This is a genomic window from Paracoccus rhizosphaerae, from assembly GCF_026162645.1.
Lineage (GTDB): Bacteria > Pseudomonadota > Alphaproteobacteria > Rhodobacterales > Rhodobacteraceae > Paracoccus > Paracoccus rhizosphaerae.
This window is the reverse complement of the sequence record NZ_JAOTBE010000164.1, coordinates 1-1401: the sequence shown is the minus strand read 5'-3', so window position 1 is coordinate 1401 and position 1401 is coordinate 1. Positions and strand designations below refer to the sequence as shown.

Sequence of the window (1401 nt, the reverse complement as noted above, 5' to 3'; positions counted from 1 at the left end):
TGCCTTGTCGGGACAGGGGCGTCGGAGTGCGAAGAAGCGGGCAGGCCGTCTTGACTATGAGCTGCGAGCTCGCGTTGTTATCTGGCCGCCCCTGCGACTATCCCGTCTGCGCTGTGAGCGCGTATCCGTAGATGTCGCACAGCCCGCGCACTCCCCATCGACAACAGGGAGGGTTTTGAATGAGGTCGATCGGAATGGATGTGCATCGAAGTTTCGCGCAAGTGGCGATCCTCGATGGCGGCAAGTTCGCAGAGGAATGCCGGATCGAACTTGAACACGGCGCGGTTCCAACTGGAGGGTCCGCAAGGACGATGAGGTCGTGCTGGAAGCGACCGGCAATACGGCGGCCATCGTCCGGTTGCTGACGCCGTTCGTTGCGCGGGTGGTGATCGCTAACCCGCTCCAGGTGAAGGCCATCGCGCACGCGCGGGTGAAGACCGATAAGGTGGACGCGAGGATTTTGGCGCAGCTTCATGCTTCCGGATTCCTGCCTGAGGTCTGGGCGGCAGACGACGAAACGCAGAATCTTCGGCGCCTCGTTTCGGAACGTGCGGCACTGGTGCGCTCCATCCGGCGGGTGAAGAGCCGGGTTCAGGCCGTTCTCCACGCCAACCTCGTCTCCGGATACGGCGGGCACCTGTTTGGGAAAGGCGGCCGCCGCTGGCTTGCGACGGACCCGTTGCCTAAAGCCGAACGTGACCTGCTGGCCCGCCATCTTGACGAGTTGGATTGGCTGGATACCAAGCTGGAGAAGCTGGATCGTGCCTTGGCACGCACCTCTTTGGATGATGCCCGCATGCGAAAGCTGATGAGCATTGCCGGTATCAGCTCTGTGGTCGCAACGTCGGTCATTGCAGCGATCGGCGACATCTCACGCTTCCCCTCGCCCGACAGATTGGCCAGCTACTTCGGCCTGACGCCACGGCTCCGGCAGTCCGGCGATCACCGCGCCATCCATGGCCGCATCTCCAAACAGGGGAACACGGTCGCGAGAACCATGCTGATCGAGGCCGCCTGGTCGGCAGCGTCGGTGCCCGGACCGCTGCGCGCTTTCTTTCTGCGGATAAAGGACCGCAAAGGTGTCAATGTCGCGGCGGTTGCCACCGCGCGGAAGATCGCAGGGCTCATCTGGCAATTGCTGACGAAGGAGGCTCCCTATCGATGGGCTCGCCCTGCCTTCGTTGCAATGAAGATGCGCAGACTGGAACTGCGGGCCGGGGCTCCCAAGGCACACGGGCCAGCCGGGCCCGGCCGCGACTACTGGATCAAGGAGCTCCGCCATCGAGAGATGGACCTCGTCGCGCAGGCCGAAGCGGCCTACGCAGCCATGGTCGAGGCATGGAAAGACAGGCCGCCAAAACTGAAAAAGAGCTGAGAAAATGGCTGTTCAACAACATCCGT

Annotated in this window: 1 pseudogene; it reads left to right on the top strand. The window is 62.7% G+C overall.

The window, feature by feature from the left end:
- The first annotated feature begins 194 nt into the window (after positions 1-194).
- A pseudogene (locus OC184_RS20145) lies at positions 195-1375 on the top strand (IS110 family RNA-guided transposase).
- Positions 1376-1401: the final 26 nt, after the last annotated feature.